Here is a 16,796-nt window from a genome sequence, read left to right as displayed (position 1 = left end):
GAGCGATCTGGCGAGCGTGAGCGTGGAGTCTGGGCGCGCAGGGATTGTTGCTCTCTCGATGGTGATAACAACCGGCCTTTGGTCGAACATCGATTGAGATCAAATGTGCAAATTTACGTAACGTTTGTTTCCTGTAACGCATACCGGACATTGCGCGCCAGCGCGTTTCTCGCAATACCTGCCACTTTCCAGGCCCTGTTGGGTTGACTGTTTGTAAATAGTCGGTCGCGCCTTCAACGAGGTGCGAGGCGCAACCACAAATCTGCGCAATCAGAGTCGCGGTTTTGCCGGCATCATGCGGTTGAAGCGAACTTCTTGCGCTCGCTCTGAGACTATTGCTTGTTTGCGGGAGGGTAGATTCTGATCGTGACGATGCAAAACGATGGTTGGTCTCTGGCGCGCGAGCGCGCTCAGACCAACCACCGAATCTCTCGTGTCTGTTGCCGGCGCAGTCAGGCAACAGACTGCCTACACCCGAGAAGCTACAGCGTAATCACCTGATCGGGTGGATTACCGGACAGCGCAGCATAGAGATCGGGGAAACAACCGACCTGCACGCCGGCCACTGTGCCGCTCACCTGACAATTCCCCAGTTCGCCTACGGCCAATCCGCGTTCAAGCGCGCATTGATCGCACATCATCAGCAAAATGCCCTGTTCAGCGGCCACTTTTGCCAGGCGCTCACCGAGCGGGTCACCTGCGCGCAGCAGATAGGTATTGTCGTCGAAAAAGAACATCCCAACGACCTGCGCGCCGTGGTTGCCGGCTTCGAGTTGGGGCAGAATCATCTTGCCAAGCTTGTAGCTGGCGGTGTGACCAGAGGTGGCGAAAATGTAAGCGACTTTCATACCTGCTCCTTTTCGATACAAAGATGTTGCGAAATGACACGGTTGATTGTACTGCAAGTTACGCTACCCGGCTTCATCATCGACGGTAAAGGCGATCTCCCAACTGCCGAAAGGGTCAGAAAAAGTTGTCCAACCGGATGGGCCGAGGGCCATTTCTGCATCGGTGAGCAGGCAAGCTGTAAGACGCGCCTGGAGCGCCGCTGTATCCATGTCCTGGCCGATCACGACCAGCTCCTGTCGGCGATCACCCCACTGATCATCCCAGATCGCGGCCAATGCCACTTGCTCAGCAGGATCGTCTGGCCGTTCGGCGCTGGCCGCCCACCACCAACCGCCCGGTTCGATCCGACACGACGCGCCAGCCTGTGACCAGATTCCACACTGATCCATTCGGGTAGCCAGCCAGAAAATGCCCTTCGAGCGCAAGACACCGGGCCATTCATCGTGGAGCAGATCCCAGAAACGCTGGGGGTGAAAGGGACGACGGGCGCGAAAGACGAAGCTGCTGATCCCATACTCTTCAGTTTCAGGAGTGTGTTCACCGCGCAATTCTTTCAGCCAGCCCGGCATCTGGGCTGCGCGCTCGAAGCTGAACAGACCGGTATTGAGAATCTGGTTCAACGGTACCTGTCCGAACGAGCTGCGGATGATCCGCGCGTCGGGATTGAGTCTGGATAAGATAGCCTCTAGCCGATCAAGCTCATCGGCAGCAACCAGATCGATCTTGTTGAGCACAATCACATCGGCGAATTCAACCTGTTCGATCAGCAAATCGCCGATGGTGCGATCGTCTTCCTCATCTACCGCCAGATCACGGTCGCGCAGCTCATCGAGCGCGCAGAGATCGCGCGGGAAGTTGTACGCATCAACCACCGTGACCATGGTGTCGAGCCGGGCCAGGTCAGCAAGCACTGTTCCATCGGGGCCGGGAAAGGTGAAGGTTTCGGCCACCGGCAGCGGTTCGGCGATACCGGTCGACTCGATCAGGATGTAGTCGAAGCGCCGTTCGCGGGCGAGACGGGCAACTTCCACGAGCAAATCTTCGCGGAGTGTGCAACAGATGCAGCCATTGGTTAGCTCAACCAGCCGTTCTTCAGTGCGGCTGAGCGCAGCTTCACCGCGTCGCACCAGTTGGGCGTCGATGTTGACTTCACTCATGTCGTTGACGATAACTGCGACGCGCATGTGGTCGCGGTTTGCCAGCACATGATTGAGTAGCGTGGTTTTGCCACTGCCGAGAAAGCCAGAGAGCACCGTGACCGGCAGGCGATGTGAGTGGGTGGTAGCCTGTTCCATAAATGATACCTTATATCAATAACTGGAAACGAAAGAAAGTGCTGCCTGACGCGACAGCGATAGTAATGATACCTTGTATCAAAAAAATTGTCAAGTGCGATCAAACAGACAAGAGTGTGCTGACACACTCCTAGCACATACGGAAGGTCAGGTTAGCTGCAACAGATGCTGGCGCGCTGCGCACAACCGGTATCGCGACACACTCCCAGCACATACGGAAGTCGGGTTAGCCGTCCACGTCTCTGCGCACCAATGACTTCGCTTCACGTCTCGCTCTGACTCATCCACTTCCGAGCAAGAGTTGGGCCAGAATAATCTTGACAATTGTCGCGGTGGGATACACCATCGCATAGCCGACGTTAGGCGCTTCGTTGCCGGTCTGTTCATTGGCGAAGGCGAGCACAGCAGGTTGGGTTTGTAAACCGGCCAGCATACCGGCGAGCAGGCTAAAGGGGATTTTGAGCAGCCTGTACCCGATGAAGAGCGTGGCAAATGCGACCGAGACGGTAATCAGCGCGCCGCCAAGAAACAGAGGCAGTCCGTTACCTTGTGTCAACGTGTTCACGAAGCTGTAGCCGGCGCGCGTGCCAACCCCGGCGAGGAAGAGGGTCATGCCAACCTGACGTAACGTGAGGTTGGCGCTATAGGGCAGGCTCCAGACGATGGGGCCGGTGCGTCCGCGCCAGCCGAGCAGTAGCGCCACAATCAACGGGCCACCGGCCAGCCCCAGCGAAAAGCTACCGCCACCGGGCAGGGGGAATGGTATCAGGCCGACCAGGATGCCGAGCGCCACCCCTAGACCTAGCGAAACCACATCGACTTCAGCCAGCGAGCGGTAGGAATCGCCGAAAAAGGCGCTCACCCGATCCATGTTGTCGCGTTGCGTGACCACGCGCACTCGGTCGCCAAGTTCGAGTGTTGTATCGCCGTGGGGCAGCAGCTCGACATCGCCGCGACGAATGCGGGTGATGACCGCGCCCATCGTTGATGGTAGATTAAGGTTGCGTAGCGGAATGCCGACAACTGCCGGGTTAGAGACAAAGATCCGGCGAAAATCGAGGGTATGACGATCGAGTTCGAGATGGTCGTTAGTCTCTTCGCCCAGGGTTGCGGCGACTTGCGCGACAGTTTCAGGAGCGCCGACGACGTTGATCAGGTCGCCCGGCGCAATCTGAGCCGTACCGGTAGCCAGTTCTAGCCGCCCATCGCGCTGACGGCGACTAAAGATGACGTTCCATTGATGTTGTTTTACCAGGTCGGCAATGGTCTGACCAGCGACAGCGGGATTGGTCACGCGGATGGTGCGGTTGATCAGGCTCTCGCCGGTGGCGCCTAACTCGTGGAGCAGATGAGCTTCTTGCGCGAAATCGATGCGCCAGAGGCGACGGGTCAGATAGATGGCGAGAATCATGCCCAATACGCCAACCGGATAGGCCACGGAATAGCCAACGACCGGTTCGGCGCGCAGGGCTTCATCTGCGCCGAGCTGGGCGAGCTGCTCGATGATTGCAGCTAGCGCCGGCGTGTTCGTCAGACTGCCGGCGAAGAGGCCAGCGGTTTGGGCGCTATTGAGGTTAAGTATTGCGCGTATCAGCATCGTGAGGCCGGCGGCGACGACGAGAATACCGCCGATGAACAGATTGTTACGCAGTCCACGCCGGCGCAATGAGGCGATGAAGCCGGGGCCGCTGCTGAGACCGATAGTGTAGACGAAGATCACCAGACCGAGCAGGTAGATAATGTCAGGGAGGCGCAGACGCTGGTCAAGCGCGCCAAAGGCCAGGCCGACAAACAGCACTGCCGCGACACCCAGACTCACGCCACCGATTCGGATCCGCCCGAGAAGGTAGCCGATCGCCGAGACGATGAAGAGAAGCAGAATTGGGTTAGTGGCCAGAATGTCAATCATAGGGTTGCCTTGATAGCCGGCTCGATAGCAAAGCAGATCGCGTCGGCGCAAGTCTCGTCATGTTCCGCCGTGTATGGTATCATGTCGATGATAACGCGCGGTTAAGAAAGAGGGATCGTATGATTACCGAAGATATGGTGCGCGCAGCGCTTAAGAATGTGGTTGATCCTGAGATCGGCCTTGATGTCGTCAATCTTGGGCTGGTCTACCGGATTGATATTCTCGATGGCGGCAAGACGGTTGATATCGATATGACCCTGACGACGCCAGCGTGCCCGGCAGGGCCGCAGATTCTAGAACAGGCGCGCCGGGAAGTGATGGCGCTCAGCGAAGTCTATAAAGAGCTGGAAAATGTCAAGATCAACCTGGTCTGGACGCCCTTCTGGAATCCATCGATGATGTCGGAAGAGGCGCGGGAAGAGTTGGGTTTCTTCTAAGCGGGATTGCGTTCGGCAGATGTTGGGTGGTGTCTGCCGAACGCTGGTATACCGAGTATACATGCAATACGAGGAGGTATTGTCATGGCGACCATCGCCCCCCCTGCACTCCCTGCTTACACCGAAGAAGATCATCTGGTCTGGGCGACGCTCTGTGCTCGTCAGGTTCCCCGGCTCGACCGTTATGCCTGCCGTCTCTTCCGCGAAGGATTTCGCAAGCTCAACCTCGATCTGCAACGCCTGCCTGATCCGGCGCAGGTCAGTGAGCGTTTACACGGCTTAACCGGTTGGACATTATGCGATGCGCAGAACGAGTATCTCAATCCCACCGAGTGGTTTGAGCATATTGCCGAGCGGCGTTTTCCAGTCACCAACTACATTCGGCGAATGGATGAGCTGGATTTCACGCCGCTGCCCGATCTGTTCCACGAGTATATCGGTCATCTTGCCTTTTTTACCGATCAGCGTTTCGCCGACATTGCTCAGGCGTTCGGCCCGCTCTACTTTGCCGGTAGCGAACGGCAGCAGCTTGAAATTGCCCGACTGTGGTGGTATAGCATTGAATTTGGGTTGATCCGCGAAGATGGTGAGCTGCGCGCTTTTGGCGCCGGTTTGCTTTCGTCGATCGGCGAACTGGATCACGCCTTTGCGCCGGATACGCCGCGGGTGCCGTTTGATATTCGGCGCGTAGCGAATACACCTGGCGCAGCCTATTCGATGCACGAGACCTACTTCATTTTGGAAGATTTAGAGCATGTGGCTGCAATCTTGCGCGAATACGCGGCGATGGAAGGGTTGCCGCCGCCGCAGGTGTGATAAGGTCAGGCGAAACCGACCAGAGGCGACCACTGGTCGCCTTTTTTGCGCTCTTCTGACTCAGATCCTGATCAGATCTGTGCAGGTTGAAACGCGGTACAATGTTCATAACGTCACTGACATGAAAGGAAAGGAGAGTTAACCGATGGTACACGTTGCGCATCATCCTGCGTCTGAGGGATTCAGCATCTCAGCGGCTATCCTTGATGCGCAACAACTGGTTGATCTCGAACGAATGGCACTTACTGCGTTGCGCCGGGCATTGCCCCATCATCAGGCGACGCTGATATGGTCGGGTCATGGTCAGCCGGAGTCGGATTTGTCCGGATTGGTGAGGCCACTGGCTACTACGAAACCGCTCGGTTGGCTGGTCATTCGTCCGGCTGAGATGACGGAGGCGGAAGCCAATGCGCTCGGCGCGATTGAGCATCTGATCGTGATTGGTTACGAACGTTTGCAGGCGCGGGCCAGGCAAGCGAGTTGGGATCAACGTCTACATATCGAATTAGAAGTTCTTAGCGGAAATAGCGATCCAGACGTAATTTGTCGCCAGATCGGTCAGATGCTCAGCCGGATCATCGGTTGTCCGGTTGAAATGGGTGTGGTCGCGCCGGTCAGTTCAAGCCTCTGGTTAGAGCTGGTGGCGCGTTATAGCGAACAAATGCCCGCGAATGCAACCGGCACGCAATTCTGGCTGGCCGATGTTGATCTGAGCAGCGCAGTGATCAAGCTTGGGGTGCCGATCAGTACAGCGGCCTACCTCACCGATTGCGCGCGTTACAATGTGCGTCCCCATCCTGATTATCAATCGCCGGAAACGACTCCTGCGTATTGGGTTGGCGCGCCGATCCGGTTAACCGGTGAGTCGATTGGGATGACCTACGCCTTTACGACGCAACCAATCAGTGAAGAGCAGCAACGCATTCTGGCAGAGACGGTGTACCGCGTCAGTCAGGCGCTATTGCCAGGTATCTTGCGGCGAGAGTTCATTCAGCACCAGGAGCGGAGTAAGGCCTGGCAGGAGATTGTTGCCGCGAGTCTCCATCTTGTCGATCCCGATCGCGCCTTGCAAACGATGCTGGAGGCGAGTTGTCGTTTGCTGGCAGTGTATGGGGGCGGAATTTTTCTCTGGGATGAAGAACGGCATGAAGCGATCTTTCGCTACGCTTCAAATGCGCAATTGAGTCGACTGGTCGGTTTTCGGTTGTCATCACCGCAAAGCATCCTGATGCAGTCGTTGATCGCTGACAAGCCGGTAATAATGAATGATGCGACCGATGATCCCCGTCGCAGTCACATACTTGATCGCATTGTGGGGATAACGGCAACCAACCTGATCAGTGTGCCACACACGACACCGGCAGGCATACGCTTCCTGGTTCAATTCATCAATCGTCACCGCAATGCTCCGTTCACCGAGCGCGACATTGAGCAGATCCGGGCCATTGTTGGTCTGATGGGGCTGGTGTTTGATCAAGCTCGCCGACAGGAGCCAGTTGCGACAGAATTCGTTCAGCAGGCGCGCGAGCGTGATTGGTACAGCGCCGATCTCCGTTCGGTCTTGGCCTTCAACCGGGAAATGTTGAGCGCCTCAGATCATAAGCAGCTCTTCCAGTTGATCATTGATACGATCGGTCAGCGCGCGCAATTCCAGAGCGCAGCGCTCTTTGTAAATCAACATAACCACCGTCTCCATCCGGTGTTGACGTGCGTGGCGGTGATGGGTGATCTGGGGCGAGAATTCTGGTTGGGTCGAACGCTCGCTGCGTCCCGCCTCGACGTGTTGGCCAACGAGTGGTCCTTCGGCGAAGATTGTTTCTTGCTCAATCGTCATAGCCCGACCTTTGCTGTGTTGTTCGACATCCCGCCATCATCTTCCTCCACGCAGTATGTGACATTTGGAACCACGCAGTGGGAAGCTACTGATCTGCTGGTCGTATTGTTGCGAGCCGCCAATCGTGAAGTGCAGGCCATATTGCTGCTCGATCATCCGGTTAACGGGCGACGGCCAACAGTAGCCGAGCTCGAAGTGCTGACCGTTTACGCCAGCATCGCCGGCTCGGCGATTGATATGGCGCTCTTGCGCGACCGTCAGCAGCGCAGCCTCGAACGTCTGACCGCGCTCAATGGCCTCGGTATGGTCATCCATTCCCAATCGTTGCCACAGCCACAGGTGTTAGAGATGACGGCGCGCGGCATGCTTGAGATGGTCAATGCCGCCTGGGCACAAATTGTGTTGTACGACCGCGATCATGATGAACTCGTGCTTGATCAGATGTTTGGCATCAGTGCCCTGGAGCCTGACATTGTGACCACACTGGCCCGGCGGGCCTTGCTCAACCGGCGACCGGTCTTTCGTTCGGCGACAACCGTGGCAGTGCCACTGCGCGGGACGCAGCGCATGATCGGCGTCATCGTCCTGGGTAGCGAACAGGCATTTGACTCTACCGATATTGAAATGCTCATGCTATACGCGACCCAGGCTGCGGTGGCGGTCGAGAGTATGCGTTTGCTCGAAGAGGTGCGGCGTGGACGTGACAATCTGGCGCGGGTGATGGCGGCTGTGCAGGATGGTTTAATCTTGTTCGCTGCGGATGGTGTTATTATTGTTGCTAACGAAGCATTTTACCGTCTTGCCCAAACCTCAGCATGGTCGTCGCCATTATCACAGATTGAGGGGCGAACGATTAACGATGTTTTGATACAGTGGATGACGCAACGTATGCTCGATCCGCGCGACGTTGCCGCCTTGCAGCGTTTACTGACGGTTTCTAACGCGACCGGCGTCCTGTCGAGCAAAGATACGATACTGGCATGGCAGGTGACACAGGCCGGTGATCTGACTGCCGGACGGTCACAGGCGTTCTTGCTTACCATTCGCGACGTGACAGCAGCCAGAAAAGCCGAGCAGTTGCGCGACGATTTGACCCATATGCTGATCCACGATCTGCGCAATCCTCTCAATACCATTCTGCTGGCGTTTGAGCGGTTGACGAATGAGTTAGGTGATCTCTTTACCGAACGTCAGCAACAGGCAGTGCGGGTTGGACAAAACAGCGCTCATCGATTGCTCAATCTGGTCAATACAATGCTCGAGATTGGCCGGTTGGAGAGTGGTCAGATGCCACTCGATCGCGGCCCATTGCCGATTGAAGCTGTGATTGAGCGGGTTATCGATCCATTCTCGATTCAGGCCCAGCTTAAGCAGGTAAAGATCGTTTACCGAATCGACCCGCACATTCAAATGGTATTTGCCGATAGCAACATTATCGCCCGCGTTTTGCAAAATCTGCTCGAGAATGCCTTGAAATTTAGCCCATCTGCGGGTGTGATTACGCTTGAGGTAGCGAACGTGCCCGCAAATGGTCAGGATCAGATTGTACAGATTTCGGATGAATTGACCTTGCTCATTCCTGGCAACCGGATGGCGCATTTTGTTGTGCGCGATCAAGGGGTGGGCATTCCCCCGGAAGATCAGGAGCGTATCTTTGATCGCTTCAGCCAGGTTAGTCGCAGACGAAATGAAGGGATCGGTTTGGGGTTAACGTTCTGCCGATTGGCGGTTGAGGCCCATCATGGCGCGATTTGGGTGGAAAGTCAGCCCGACCAGGGCAGCGCGTTTCATTTCACACTGCCCCTGGCCGAGATTGTTGTCGAATAACTTACTCACCAAGGAGTTGTTGTCGCGTTTCAGCGATGAAGCGCTGAATTCGTTCTGGGTCAGGCTTGTCGGTAGGCAAGATCAGGATAAAGTGACTGAAAATCTCAGAGCGTTCGCGCAGCAGTTCAAGCCACCCGGCATCGGGATGATTGCGGCGAAATGCTGCCAGGTGAATATCGGCAAACGCGCGCAGCGGTTCGGCAGTATCGGGGGTCAGGTGCGCTGCCGGGCCGGCGAGATAGTAGTTGGACTGATTGGCGCCGAGTGGAGTATCGACCGGTACCAGATGTCCAACGATAACTTCGTCTAGCTCGAGCCGCAGCGAGGCATGGCTATCGGCTAGTATCAGCGGTTCATCGGTCAGCAGGTCACGCAGATTCGCGCCGGCATTGGGGCGCAGGCGTTCAACCCGGTAAGGGCGAAGCCGCACATCAACCCATTGTGGCAGCAATTGGCGCTCAAGCGGTGGCAAGTCGCTTTGGTCGATGGTCTTGGCGAGACGTGACACCAAAGTCTGCCCATCGCTCTGGCGATAGTCGAAGGCAAACCAGACCATAAAGCGGTCGGCGCCATAGCCTTCGCGTTCATTCAACTCGGCCAACTGCTCGAATTGATAGCGTCCATTCCAGTAGCGGTCGAACGCTGTGCGCAGATCTGCGGCCTCAGCATCGGTCGCCATGGCCAGGATGCGTTGAAGTAGACTATCCTGAGCGTTGCGCAGCCGTAACTGCTGGCTACGCCATTCCTCTTCCTGGCGCAAGTGGCAGTCTTTATATTTGCGGCCACTGCCGCAGTAGCAGGGGTCATTACGACCCGGTTTCGGCGCTCCGGTGCGAGTCATACCCGTTACTCCTTATTATACAGTCGATGTTGGTCAAACTGGCAGATTCGATAGTGTCAAGAAATACTCAATGCTAATCGCATTCCCAAAAACTGATTGCGCATTGTTGGCTGCAAGCGAAACCGGCAAGCGCAACGAGCGTAGCCTTGCGGGTTGGCGTAGCAACCGCCGCGCAGAATCCGTCGTCCCGGCGCGGCGGGGTCTTCGCGTCCATCATCAGCCCGATATGGGTATGGTCGATCGAGCGAGGATGTCCATTCCCAGACATTGCCGGCCATATCCTCGATCCCGAATGGGCTGCGTCCGTTGCGGTAGACGCCGGGTGGATTTGGCGCAGCGCGACCGCTTTCACGGGTATTAGCCAGCTCAGGACTGAACGTATCGCCCCATGGGAAACGACGGCCATCAATACCGCGCGCAGCGAGTTCCCATTCGGCCTCGGCAGGCAGGCGAAAGTGGAGATGCGATGGCGGTGGCAGGGGTTGTCCGTTACTATCGACCAGGCATAGGGCGAGATCGGGCTGCCGATTCAGCCAGGCGCAAAAGGCGCGCGCTTCGTGCCAGGTGATATCGGTCACCGGCAGATCGGACAGATGAGGCGGAGGTTGCGGGCCGCGCCAGATCGGTGGTGGCGGCACGGCGCCGGCGGCGACGGCACAGGCATAGAGTGCGGCGCTCAATGGAGTCTGTGCAATCGCGAAAGCCGGCACTGTCACCTCGTGTTGTGGAGTCTCTTCGTGGTAGCTCTCGCGGGTGCCGCCATAGCGGCGCGCGAGAGCGCTGGTCTCGCGCGCGGGGGTGCCCATGAGAAAGGTCTGGCCGGGAATCAACACAATGACTGGCAACAGTTCAGATATGTGCTTCATCGTTGATAGATACGATTGAGCCGATCAAGCTCGCGTTGATAGATCGTTTCGGCGAAATGATCGATGGCGGCAAGATGTTGCAAAGCTTCATAGCCACGTCGAAGGAACGTATGCACGTGACCGATACCGGCAAGGCGGGCAATGAAATGCGATCGGCGCAAGGCCATGCCAAGCATTGACGAACGCGATAGTCGGAAGACATTGTACAACGAACTCCTGATCAGCGTGAGCTGGCGCAAGCGTTCGTCATACCGGTCGGCCAGCCGGTAGAAGTGTTCGTAGGTGGTTTCATCAAAATCGGTGCCAACCTGCGCGGCCTGCATCAGTCGAGCCAGATCGTCATCGAGCTGGTAGGTGAGATCGAGCAATTCCAGCACCTCTTCCAGATCGCGCAGATGCACACCGGGCAGCATGCCGAGAAAGTGCTGTAACCGGCGACCTTCTTGATCGCGCTGGCTGAAGTCGCGCGGGCCGTACATTTCGTTGAAGAAGAACTCGCCGAGCGGCTCGTACTCAGGTATTTCCGACAAATCTTGATAATCGCGCCGCAGGCGGTTTGATTGGAAGATTTGCAAGGCAATCCGATACTGACGGAGTGTGTTCATGGCAGGCGTTCAAGTTGAGCGCGAGCGCGTTGCCCCCATTCACTGGTTGGTTCACGACTGATCAGAGTCTGATATGCTTCACGAGCAGCGAGAAGATTGGCTTGGTCTTCGGCGATCAAACCACTGTAAAAGATGGCTTCGCTGTAATCTGCATTGAGGGCAATAGCCTGGCGGATTGCCTGCGAAGCGTTCTCGGTGCGGCCTTGAGCGTAGTAGGCGCGGCCAAGCCAGTAATGGGCTTCAGGAAAATTTGGTTGCAGGGCAATGGCCCGGTTCAGGTCACGGATTGCCTGATCATAATCATTGGCGCGAATTGCCAGCAGTGCCCGGCGGTAGAAACTCTCGGCGATACGATCATTGGCGCTGATGGCGGCATCGTATGCGGCGCGGGCCTCGTTGAAGCGACCGGCCTCTTGTAGCAGTTTCCCGCGGAAAAGATGGGCTTCGGCGAAGTTACTTTCCTGGCGTAGCGCTTGATCGACGGTTTCCAGGGCTTCATCGGCCCGGCCCAAAGCGTATTGCGTTTGCGCCAGGCCCAGCAGCGCGCCGGGATATTGAGGTTGTAGCTCGAGCGCGCGTTGGTATGCGGCCATGGCGCGGGCAAGCTGACCATTGCGGAGCAACGCCTCGCCCAGCCAGAATTGAGCAGTCGGGTTGGTCTCGCCACCGGGTAGATTGACTGCGGTCTCAAAGTAGCCGAGCGCGACCCCCCAGTTGCCTTGCCCGGCGGTGAGTTCACCCAGACCGATATGCGCGGCAACTGACCGTGGATCGGTTGCGATGGCCTGGCGGTAGAATTCATCAGCCGCTGTCTCATCATTACGGCGGCGGGCAATTTCGGCCATTGTCAGGAGCGCGTTGGTGCGGGCTGCGATCGCTTCAGAGTCGGCGCGGTTAGCCGTCTGTTCGATGGCCCGGCGGGCGGTTTGGGCGGCGGCCTCAACCCGATTACCGGCCAGATAGGCGCGGGCGAGCAACTGTTGGGCAGTAACCGATTCAGGGCGCAGATTTAGAGCGCGCTCAAGGGCCTGAATGGCCACGGTCGCGGCATCGACGTTGAGCGCAGCCTGCCCAATCATTATCAGGCGGTCGGGATCATCAATACCTTGCCCAAGCGCAATCCGGTATTGTTCGACCGCGCGGTCGGGCCGATTGAGCGGACCTTCGTACAGCTCAGCTAATCGCATGCGCGCATCGAGATTCCGCTCGTCGAACGAAAGGGCCTGGCGCAACATCTGCTCGGCGGCGGTCAGGTCGTTGAGTTTGAGATACGTCTCGCCAAGCTCGAACGCAGCAACAGTCGAACGGGGCGCAAGGGTCAACGCATCTCGGTATACAGCGGCAGCTTCGGCTGGATAGCCAGCGTCATTGTAAAGACGGGCCAGTTCGATAGCTGCTTCGGCTTCGGTAGTTGCCAGGGGAACGAGCAGCCGTTCAGCTTCGGCGAACCCGCTTACACCACTGCGACGCAATACCCGACTCAGATTCACAATGGTATACGGGGTTTCCTGCCAGTTTGTCAGCGCGCGCCAGTGCGTAATTGCCGTTGACCAGTCGCTGGCGCTTTCGGCAAGACGCGCTAACGCCAGGTGAGCGGGAAAGAAGGCTTGATTGCGTTCCAGCGCCATCTGCCACGACGCTTGCGCGCCGGCCTGATCGTTACGAGACATCGCTATCTTGCCGACACCGACATACCCATCGGGAAGCTGTGGCGCCAGTTCAATCACTTGCCGGTAGATCTGCTCAGCCTGATCGAGCTGACCGTCAACGCGCAGCGCAAATCCGAGCGTTAGCAACAGTGGCACATCGTCGGGCAATTGTTCACGCAACTGTTGCAGCGTAGCAACCGTTGTATTATCGGCACTCGTCGCGCCAAAGAGCGCGGCCAGCCACCGGTTTGGTGAGCTAGAAGCCTGGTTCCCCGTCGCGGCTTGCAGGGTTGCCTCGATCAAGGCCAGCTCAATGCGTTGGCGATTGGCAAGCTCTTCGCTGCGTTCGGCCTGCCCGGTAGACATCAGGCCGGCACCGGGAAAAATGGCTGCTTCGCTGGCAGCTCTTTGCCGCCAGAAATTGATCGAGCGAGCCATATATTCGGTCGCGGTGCGTAGATTGTCGCGGGCCTGGCGCACACTATCAGCCGCAGGCAGCGGCTCAGCCGCTTCAATCGACCAGTAGAGGGGACCAGAAAGCGGAAGCAAGCGTTCAAATGTGACCAGGGCACGCTCTTCAAACAAAAGTGCTTCCAGGCGCGTCTCAACTGCCGGGCGGAATGCCTGCGGCACGCGGTTGAGGAACATACTCTTCAACTGCGCGGCCCGTTCCAGGGCAGTGGCGGCGTCTGAGAGGCGACCACTCTCGCGGTAGGCAGTGGCAAGAATGATTTCCAGTTCTGGATGAGCCGGCAACAGGTTTCGCGCCTGTTCGAGATCGGATACTGCATCGCGTGTACGCTGTTCGCGCAAGGCCCAGAGCGCCAGATTAACCCGCAACTGGCCGAGATCGCGACCATCGAGCAAATCGATAGCTTCGGCGAAATAGTTTGGCGCTGCGGGATCGCGGGCATCGAACAGGATAGCGCCAAGATTGTTTGTGATCAGCGCTCGCTCCTCAGTTGCCGTCGCGAGCGCTGCTTGATATTCCGTTGCTGCCGCCGTATACCATCCGCGGGCCCACAGCAGGTTACCCTGCAATAATTGTGGCAAGAGGGGATTCAATTGCGGATGAACCTCTAGCAGTCGTTGAAACTGATCAAGCGCCAGATCTGCTTCGCCGTGATGATAGGCGGTTAGAGCAAGTAAGTAAGGGATGAGAACTGCTTGGCCATTTATCGGCGCTGCGCTGATCGTAAAGCTTTGCGGCATGGCAAAGCGTGGCGCGAAGTTGTGCCACGCCTGCGTGATGTCAAGATTGCGCGGCGTGTAAATCAAGTGAGGGCGCAAGCTGGCGCTATCAAGCACGCCACCGGGCGTAACTTCACCCCAAACCAGGAGATCGACATTTAATTGTTGGGCCAGAACCAGGGCATCAGCTTTACTGCCCGGTCGGGTTTCCGCGCTCAGAACCTGTATCAGATTGCTACCTTGCGCGCGAAGCTGGCGCGCTAGCGCGCCGGCAATCTGCTGGCCGGTGCGCCCATCTTGATCGGCAAACGGCGCAATTGCAATCACAAAGCGAGGTTCGGATGGTTGGAGCAGGACAACAAGGCTGATTACAACACCGATCAGCGCCAACATGAGCAAGAGCCATTGCCAGCGATGCAGGCGTCGATACCATTTGGGGCGATCGGTTTGCTGATCAATATAAGGTTCCACCTGTCCTCGTCGCCAGGACCAGCGCATGATGGTGCTCCTTGCCCACAACCTACGACATTGCATCTTAATTGTAAGCAGTTTTGCCGATATTTCAAGCGCTGAGCAATGAACGTAACTCTATGACAGCAAGCGTATGAAAAAGAGAATGGCTTACATTACGGCAATGAAAGGCTCGGTTATTGTGCCGGTAAACTCTGGGAATGATGATCTGACCAACGGCGCGCGTGGTAAACCCTGACTCGCTCGGAAATCGAGACCGTTTTTGCGGTTATTGCGCGCTCATTTCAAGCGCGCATGGTCAATGACCACAGCGCTGACACCGAATACTTTAGCCGCGTGCTTCATATCAGCAGCAGCCCGCGACAACTCTTCAACCGACGTATAGTTATGACTTGAGACGCCGCCAATAGCGACTGCACCAATTGAAATCTGGCGTAAATTACCGGCGCGGTCGTGCCCGATCAGGAATCCTTGTTCGCGGTCGCGCTCATCGTACAGTGCCCTGGCAGCCTGCTCATACTGATCGACAATCCATATTGCCAGATCGGCAGCAATCGAGGTTGGGCAAAGCATAACGAAATCATCGCCACCGATATGGCCGAGAAAGGTTGGGTGTGAGGCGAAGTGTCGTTGAGACTGCTCGCAAATGTTGGCCAGCAACAGAATGGCCTGATCGCCGCGCGCAAAGCCGTAAGCATCGTTGAATGCTTTAAAGTCATTCAGGTCGATGTAGAGCAGCACAAACGCTTCGCCGCGTTGCAGGCGATAGCGAATCTCTTCGCTGATCAACAGATTGCCGGGCAAGCCGGTCAGTGGATTGCGCACCGGACGTTGCGCAGTGCGACGTAGCAACGAGCGGATGCGGGCAATCAACTCGGCTTCATTGAATGGTTTAGTGACATAATCATCAGCGCCGGAGTCGAAACCGATCACCACATCGGCGGGGTTGGTGCGCGCAGTAACAATGATAATCGGCAGGTGAGCCGTGCGGGTGTCATTGCGAAGCTGACGTATCGCCTCATAGCCATCGATACCGGGCAACATAAGATCGATCAAGATCACATCAGGCATCTCTTCCTGAGCAATCCGGATCAGATCAAGCCCATCTTCTGCCGCAAGCACGTCAAATCCGGCTTGCGCCAGCGCATTGCTGAGCAGGAAGCGCAGGTTTGGCTCATCATCGGCAATCAGGACCGTCGGTTTATGGAATGGTTCAGACACAGAGCAAAACCTTGAGCTGACCAGGCGCAACGGCAAATGCATGCATGCCCGCATCAAGCGGGTAACGAGCACTGATCAGAGATTCGGTTTCGATCAAGCCGCGTTCGAGCAAGCGTAGCGCCGGAGCGAATGGGCCGCAACGCGAGCCGATCAGTTGGATTTCATCAACCACCAGCATGCTCAGATTCAGGCGTGCCTCGGCGGCAAATGTGCTCTTGAGAACCAGGCGACCGCGCGGACGAACCAGTTGCCGGGCAGTTGCCAGCCCAGCCGGATTGCCGGTACAATCAATCACAATATCAAACTGGTTGGCGGTTAGTTCAGAAACCGTTACGCATGTGACACCTTGTCGGCGGTACAGTTCCCACCGTTCGGGATGGCGCCCAACCAGAGTCAGATCGCAGCCGGTCAACCGTAACACCTGTGCGATCATCGCGCCGAGTTTGCCGTCGCCAACGACAGCGACGCGATCGGTTGGATGAATGTGACTCTGTTGCACAATCTCTAGCGCCGCAGCGAGAGGTTCGGTAAAGACTGCCGCTTCGTCGCTCACTGTTGTCGGCACGGCGTGCAGACACGACTCAGGCAGCGTGAATAAATCGGCCATTGCGCCGTCGCGTCGGTCAATGCCAAGGGTTGTGCGCTGTGGGCAGTGACTTTCATCACCGCGCAGGCATGTTGGGCACCGGCGGCAAGCAGCGTTGATTTCACCAACTACCCGCTGACCTATCCAGGCCGGATTGTCACTCTCGATCACTGTGCCAACGAACTCGTGACCGAGGACGCCGCGGAAATTCATGTAACCGCGAGTGATTTCCAGGTCAGTGTTGCAAATACCAACGAGATGGGGGCGAATGAGCGCTTCACCCGGTTGGCGTTGAGGTTCGGGATAATCTGCTCTGAACTGCAGTTGGTTATCAAAAACAATTGCGCGCATACGGCAAACTTTTGGTTTTCGCATTAGCGAAGTCTATTATACTATACA

Annotated in this window: 12 protein-coding genes; 3 read left to right on the top strand and 9 right to left on the bottom strand. The window is 57.0% G+C overall.

Going from position 1 to position 16,796, the window contains the following annotated elements; all coding sequences use genetic code 11:
• Positions 1-482: 482 nt before the first annotated feature.
• The 3 genes from Q0650_RS12060 to Q0650_RS12050 all read right to left on the bottom strand — a co-directional run bounded on the left by Q0650_RS12060 (position 483) and on the right by Q0650_RS12050 (position 4,053).
• A complete protein-coding gene (locus Q0650_RS12060) occupies positions 483-848 on the bottom strand; it encodes a SaoD/DsrE family protein (protein ID WP_298819291.1) in 366 nt (121 codons plus the stop codon).
• Between the two features lie 63 nt (positions 849-911).
• Positions 912-2,144 carry a zinc metallochaperone GTPase ZigA gene (gene zigA / locus Q0650_RS12055; RefSeq protein ID WP_298819289.1) on the bottom strand — a complete coding sequence of 411 codons (1,233 nt, stop codon included), beginning with the start codon at positions 2,142-2,144 and terminating at the stop codon, positions 912-914.
• Between the two features lie 280 nt (positions 2,145-2,424).
• Complete coding sequence (locus tag Q0650_RS12050; protein WP_298819287.1) at positions 2,425-4,053, bottom strand: aspartate:alanine exchanger family transporter; 1,629 nt, start codon at positions 4,051-4,053, stop codon at positions 2,425-2,427.
• A 119-nt stretch (positions 4,054-4,172) separates the two neighbouring features.
• Here Q0650_RS12050 and Q0650_RS12045 point away from each other — a divergent pair, with 119 nt between their 5' ends.
• From Q0650_RS12045 to Q0650_RS12035, 3 genes are all read left to right on the top strand, one after another.
• A complete protein-coding gene (locus Q0650_RS12045; RefSeq protein ID WP_298819285.1) occupies positions 4,173-4,490 on the top strand; it encodes a metal-sulfur cluster assembly factor in 318 nt (105 codons plus the stop codon).
• 84 nt (positions 4,491-4,574) lie between these two features.
• Entirely contained in the window at positions 4,575-5,306 is a 732-nt protein-coding gene (locus Q0650_RS12040) for an amino acid hydroxylase (protein WP_298819283.1), read from the top strand.
• A gap of 145 nt (positions 5,307-5,451) precedes the next feature.
• Positions 5,452-8,967: an ATP-binding protein gene (locus tag Q0650_RS12035; RefSeq protein WP_298819281.1), complete on the top strand. Its 3,516-nt coding sequence runs from the start codon at positions 5,452-5,454 to the stop codon at positions 8,965-8,967.
• Position 8,968: 1 nt separating this feature from the next.
• Here Q0650_RS12035 and Q0650_RS12030 read toward each other — a convergent pair whose 3' ends face one another.
• The 6 genes from Q0650_RS12030 to Q0650_RS12005 form a co-directional block, all read right to left on the bottom strand.
• On the bottom strand, positions 8,969-9,808 hold the full coding sequence (locus Q0650_RS12030; protein WP_298819279.1) for a YecA family protein: 840 nt from the start codon (positions 9,806-9,808) through the stop codon (positions 8,969-8,971).
• A 56-nt stretch (positions 9,809-9,864) separates the two neighbouring features.
• On the bottom strand, positions 9,865-10,674 hold the full coding sequence (locus Q0650_RS12025) for a formylglycine-generating enzyme family protein (protein ID WP_298819277.1): 810 nt from the start codon (positions 10,672-10,674) through the stop codon (positions 9,865-9,867).
• A complete protein-coding gene (locus Q0650_RS12020) occupies positions 10,671-11,279 on the bottom strand; it encodes an FFLEELY motif protein (protein ID WP_298819274.1) in 609 nt (202 codons plus the stop codon). The genes Q0650_RS12025 and Q0650_RS12020 overlap by 4 nt, the downstream gene beginning before the upstream one ends.
• On the bottom strand, positions 11,276-14,617 hold the full coding sequence (locus tag Q0650_RS12015; protein WP_298819272.1) for a tetratricopeptide repeat protein: 3,342 nt from the start codon (positions 14,615-14,617) through the stop codon (positions 11,276-11,278). Before Q0650_RS12015 ends, Q0650_RS12020 begins: the two co-directional genes overlap by 4 nt.
• Before the next feature lie 252 nt (positions 14,618-14,869).
• Positions 14,870-15,811, bottom strand: a complete 942-nt coding sequence (locus Q0650_RS12010; RefSeq protein ID WP_298819271.1) for a response regulator — start codon at positions 15,809-15,811, stop codon at positions 14,870-14,872.
• Positions 15,804-16,748 carry an alcohol dehydrogenase catalytic domain-containing protein gene (locus Q0650_RS12005; RefSeq protein ID WP_298819269.1) on the bottom strand — a complete coding sequence of 315 codons (945 nt, stop codon included), beginning with the start codon at positions 16,746-16,748 and terminating at the stop codon, positions 15,804-15,806. The genes Q0650_RS12010 and Q0650_RS12005 overlap by 8 nt, the downstream gene beginning before the upstream one ends.
• Positions 16,749-16,796: the final 48 nt, after the last annotated feature.

Source organism: uncultured Chloroflexus sp., from assembly GCF_937129525.1.
Taxonomy (GTDB): Bacteria; Chloroflexota; Chloroflexia; order Chloroflexales; family Chloroflexaceae; genus Chloroflexus.
The sequence above is the reverse complement of the archived record's forward strand: the minus strand, read 5'-3'. Positions and strand labels throughout refer to the sequence as shown.